Genomic DNA, 5,787 nt, shown 5'->3' on the forward strand with positions numbered 1-5,787 from the left:
CTACCTAGTCCCTCTTTTCTGACTTCTGCAATAGGAACCAATACCCTAAAAATAGTTCTTGCCCAAAGATTAACCCGATAAAGTAAAGTCTTATCCCCAGTGAAACTTACCCCAGTAAATTCTGGAGAGACATTTTTAGCCCCTAAACTTTCTAATTCTTGAGCAGCAATAGTTTCTAACCCTTTAGCCACTTTGGCATAATATTGATTCATTAGACTTCTTCAGAAAAGAGGGACTAGGTAGTAGGGAGTAGGGAATCGGGAAAAGCAATTGATAATTTATGGATAAAAATTGATTTTATTTTTGATTTTTGGACAAGTTTATTATAGGTAAACAAAATTATTTGTATAGCAACAGAACTTTTTAAGATAGTGAGGTAATTTTTACCGAATAATTAAGGTTTAAAGCCTCTCATGAGCAAGGAGAAATAAGAAAAAATTTTCCTTTTATTCAATCCAATCCGTTTTAGGGAGAGGTAATTATCAATTATCCATTATCCATTATCCATTATTGAACCATCTTATTTCCCTGTTGCCTGTTCCCTATTCCCTATTCCCTAAATTGAAGAACAATCTGAGATATAATTTCCATTACTATCTCTAGAAACTATATATCCTTGATATGGATTTGTCACTTCTATAAATCTTTGGGTACCACTACCAATTTCTTCATTTCCCGTAACTTCTATTCTTTGACCATTTTCTACTACCCCAACTCTACGACTTGCCGAGTTGCGTGTCTCAAAAATATATAATCCATTTGGTCTCAGTACATAACAAGTTTTTAACTTAATTCTTCCTTTAGCTTGGTAATTAATTACACGCTCGGTGAGTGCATTCTGTGTTCTTGAATCTACACGATATTGGTCTGGGCCAATAATATATTCAATCCCTTGTACTGGGTCATAAGCTTCCCAAGAACTACCTCTTTTTATAGCATTACCAACGATCAGCCAATCTTGCTCAGTTCCATTTTTGGGTTGACTAATGAATATATACTCACCTTTCCGGGTTTCGCAAATATTGATCTTAAAGTTTGTAGTTTCATAATTTGCTTTTTCAGAGCCATATCCATAACAGGTCTGTCCCTGGGATGGCAGAATTGCAGTCCCTAAAACTAAAGCCGTTGTCAAACCTCCAACGGTGGCTAATCGGTGTTTCATTGTTTCTCCCCTTTCTGCCATTGGATAGTAGCAAAGCTTGATTATTATACCACAAATTGAGACATATATCTCTGATAAAATAAAATAAATTCAGTCTAATTTGATATTTTTAACTATCTAATAAAATTTTCTATGAAAAACTTATAGTTAAATTGTGTAAAAATATTAAAAAGCAAATAAAAATCATTATTTTAGAGAGAGGTCTCTGATGGTAGCAATAAAAGAGCGAGTAAAAAATAGACTTACAATAGAGACAAATAAAATTGCTCCTGATACAACGGCCATTCGCTCCCTGGATTGGGACCGCGATCGCTTTGATATAGAATTTGGTCTACAGAATGGTACCACATATAACTCCTTTATCATTCGAGGAGAAAAAAATGCCCTGGTGGATACATCCCATGAAAAGTTTCGCCAGTTATACCTAGATACCCTGTGGGGTATCATCAAACCTACCGAAATAGATTACCTAATTATTAGTCATACCGAACCAGATCATAGTGGTTTAGTCAAAGACATTATCGAACTAGCTCCCCAAGTTACAGTAGTTGGGGCAAAAGTAGCAATTCAATTCTTAGAAAATTTAACTCACATACCATTTAATAAGCAAATTGTCAAAAATGGAGACCAATTAGACTTAGGTAATGGTCACGTTTTAGAATTCGTTTCGGCTCCAAATCTGCATTGGCCTGATACAATATTTAGCTACGATCGTAAAACCGAAACCCTATTTACCTGTGATGCTTTTGGTATGCACTATTGCTCAGACAAAACTTATGATGAAAACCTCAGTGACATAGAAGCAGATTATAAATTCTATTATGAATGTCTCATGGCCCCAAATGCTCGCTCAGTCTTAAATGCTATGAAACGTATGAAAGCACTGGGAGAAATCAATACCATTGCCACCGGTCACGGTCCCCTACTACGTCATAATCTAGTAGAACTAACAAACCGTTATGAAGAGTGGAGTAAAGCAAAAAGCAAAGCAGAGACAACAGTCGCAGTATTTTATACCTCTGATTATGGTTATAGCGATCGCCTCTCCCAAGCTATTGCCCACGGGATAATCAAAACAGGGGTAGCAGTAGAAATGATGGACTTAAAATCTGCCGAGCCTCAAGAGGTAAGGGAACTGGTAGAAATGGCAAAAGGAATCGTCATTGGAGCACCACCCACCACAGGTCCTATAGCTAGCACAGCTGAAACTGCACTCAACACTATTGTGGCAGCAGCTAACAATAAACAAGCTTATGGTTTATTTGAATCTGGTGGTGGGGATGACTTATCAGTGTATCCTCTAGCTAATAAACTTAAAGAATTAGGTCTCAAGCAAGCATTCCCCAATATTTTAATCAAAGAAACACCTTCAGAATCAACTTACAAGTTGTGCGAAGAAGCAGGTACAGATGCAGGACAACTTTTGAGTTTGAAGGAAAATATCAAGCAAATGAAATCCCTTGATAGTGACCTGGATAAAGCTTTAGGTCGTTTGAGTGGAGGTTTGTATATTATTACTGCTACTAAAGGTGAGGTTAGTAGTGCCATGTTAGCTTCTTGGGTAGTGCAAGCTAGCTTTCAACCATTGGGAGTTTCTATTGCAGTGGCAAAAGACCGAGCTATTGAAGCACTAATGCAAGCAGGCGATCGCTTTGTTTTAAACGTATTGCGGGAAGACAACTATCAAGCATTAATGCGACATTTTTTGAAGCGCTTTCCACCCGGTGCAGACCGTTTTGCGGGAGTGAATACTCAAACGGCTAAAAATGGTAGTCCGATTTTAAGTGATGCCCTCGCTTATTTGGAGTGCAAAGTAGTAAGTCGAATGGAGGCAAGCGACCATTGGATTATTTATGCTGCGGTTGATACTGGTCGAGTTAGTGACTCAGATGTTTTGCCTGCGGTACATCATAGAAAAGTAGGTAATCATTATTAACTAGCTATCAGCTATTAGCTAGCCTCCTAGGTCCGAACTACGTTAACAGCTATCAGCCTAAAAATTTGTGCATAGAATTAGGCATCTGTTTGCGGAGCATTCCGGAAGGGAAAAGCTGTGGAATGGGCATCTTGCCCGTTCCTGATATGTAAGCCAACAGCCGTCAGCTATTAGCTATCAGCGGCTTTGTTGCATGAAAGTATATAGCTGCGGCTAGACTCCTGAGACCATGTTCAGGCTCAAAGCCCTCTTTGGAGGCAAGTTACGACGACGAAAATTTGATAATCAGGCAGTGGAGTTGTTTATACAATGTTCCATACTCAACCTGATGATTCGCGCAGAGTAAACCTCAGAGCTACAGAGTAGAAATCTAGTTAACTCCACTAAGGGAGTTTTTGGCGTTGGCGGAGCAAGTGCGGCAGCTATATCGCTACTTTCATGCAACAAAGCCCTTATAAAGGAGAAAATATTCTACAAGACCTGAAGCTTAAAATTTACCAACCTTATTTCGATCAAACATCACACCAGATATTTATGTATTTCGATGCTGGTGTTAAGAAATCCCTTAACCTATTTTCATCTATTACATCAAAAGAAGAGACATTTGTGAAAACAGATTATAATTCTGTAATAGAATATGAAATTCCAGATGGTTATTATGGAATTAGTAAACTACCTCCTGCACCAGTAATTATAGAGCCAAGAAAGAATACATACTCTTCTATAGAATGGCTCTCTATACTACCAGATAATCGGGAATGGTCTAATGAGTGGTTAACTGGAATTGAGTTTAAATGGAGAGATCCTCTTATCAAGAATGATGAAATCTATTTAGAATGGGACTTTGATTGTCAAGAAGCCTGGTACTATTTAAACAATACTACCTATGAAGTAGATGACCCTGATATCCCCTTTACCAGTCTGAATAACATAAGCCATAACTTCACTAAGATAGAATTCACTGCTACCAACAATTCCTTTGACAAGATAGATTTTCAATTAATTGGTAGTTACGTAGATGCTAATGAGAATTATCCTCTTTTTATAGAACTAAAAAGTGGTGTTATTAAGTTTAACCAAAATGAAGACCAAAAAGACTTTGATATTACGGTTAAACTTTTGACTGAGTGGATGGCTTTGGGTGATGAGGGCTACAGAGGTAACGAAGAAGAAACACTATTTACGTTTAGAGTCCTTTATCAATCTATGGAACAATCTGTCTTCGTTAGAAACTACACACAAAATGATCCAAGTTTAGCTGACCAACGTTTTCTAGTGTTTTCTTACGATCAAGATTCCTTCTGTGCAACAAATCTCTACTCTACTGCTGTTCAACAAGTAGTTGAACTAGCTCACCCATATTACGATATTCATGAACTCTTTGATTTAGCTCATCAACAATACAAAGAAGAAGGGATTCAACATTACTTAAATGCACTGGAAAATACGGAGACTTATTCTAATATCTCCGATCCCAAACCTAATGAATATATGGATTTATGGGGGTATTATGGCATATATGCTTGGGAAATCTTCCACTACATTCCATTAATGGTAGCTTACAAATACACTCAATCCCAGAATTTTGATTTAGCTAAGAAATGGTTAAAGCATATTTACGACCCTACCCTCAAAGATAGTCCTTGGGGAAATTATCCTCTAGCATATCAACCAAACGGAATTAGTAGTTTGGGTATTAATGACCCAGATGCGATCGCTCGTGAAATTCCCTATTATTATCGTCTGTCTACTATTCGTCAATACATACAAAACTTGATAGAACAGGGAGATTACTACTATCGTCAGATTACAACAGAAACCCTGCGTCAAGCCAAAATGTATTATGTGGAGGCAAAGAATTTATTTAAAGACAGCGCAGAATCTTTAGGAAGTATTCAAGTAGGAGAAGACTGGAGCGATCCAACTTTAGGAGAAGTGACAAACAACGATTTTATAGATCCTTATGACGAAGAAATAATTAAACTCTATCAGACAATAGAGGAACGATTATACAATCTACGTCATTGGTTAGCAATAGATGGAACGCCGTTGAATATACCTTTAATTGCTCCTCCTATTGACCCCAGGGTATTGCAACAAGCAGCTCTTGCTGGAGTTTCACTGACAGAACCTCGGCAATCTGCAACCAGAACTCTGAATTATGAGTTTGATGAAATACTTAGTCGCGCTCGCGGTTATGTGCAAGATTTAATTAACTGGTCAACTAATTTGCTGCAGTATTGGGAGAATTATGAAAATATCCAATATCAAAACTTAGCAGACAGTTTAGGTTCATTTGATTCGGCAATATTGATGCAGGAAAAAACAATTGAAGCTCTGCAAAAAAATATTGAGATTCAAGAAACCACGAAAAAACAAACTCAAGATGAACACGATCTTTATGAGTATGAAAAGACATTGATAGACGTCATTGATGCTACAATTAAAAAATATTATGCAGTAGTGCAGAGGATCAAGTTAGTTTCATTGTCAATGAAAGCAGTTGTAGGAGGTTTAAAAGCCATACCTAATATATTTGGGTTCGCAGGGGGTGGTTTTAGACCTGAAGGAGCAGCAGAGGGTGTAGATAATACACAGGAAACTTCAAGTGAGCTTAAAGAGATACTAATTGAATGGTATAAAACAGCATCGGGACTGCAAACACAAAAGAGAGAGACCTCACTTAAGA

General features: G+C 37.4%; 3 protein-coding genes and 1 pseudogene. 2 read left to right on the forward strand and 2 right to left on the reverse strand.

Annotation, left to right across the window (positions count from 1 at the left end):
* Positions 1-212, reverse strand: a pseudogene (locus F6K22_RS29270) (THUMP domain-containing protein); the annotation flags it as partial.
* Positions 213-556: 344 nt separating this feature from the next.
* Positions 557-1,162 (reverse strand): hypothetical protein, encoded by a 606-nt coding sequence (locus tag F6K22_RS29275; protein WP_293106214.1) that lies wholly within the window; start codon positions 1,160-1,162, stop codon positions 557-559.
* A gap of 208 nt (positions 1,163-1,370) precedes the next feature.
* Between F6K22_RS29275 and F6K22_RS29280 the strand changes: the two genes are divergently transcribed.
* Both F6K22_RS29280 and F6K22_RS29285 read left to right on the forward strand, forming a co-directional pair.
* On the forward strand, positions 1,371-3,098 hold the full coding sequence (locus F6K22_RS29280) for a diflavin flavoprotein (protein WP_293106217.1): 1,728 nt from the start codon (positions 1,371-1,373) through the stop codon (positions 3,096-3,098).
* A 438-nt stretch (positions 3,099-3,536) separates the two neighbouring features.
* The coding region (locus tag F6K22_RS29285) for a hypothetical protein (protein WP_293106220.1) at positions 3,537-5,787 on the forward strand (2,251 nt) is incomplete at its 3' end.

This window comes from Okeania sp. SIO2F4, assembly GCF_010672385.1.
In the GTDB taxonomy this organism is placed as follows: Bacteria; Cyanobacteriota; Cyanobacteriia; order Cyanobacteriales; family Microcoleaceae; genus Trichodesmium.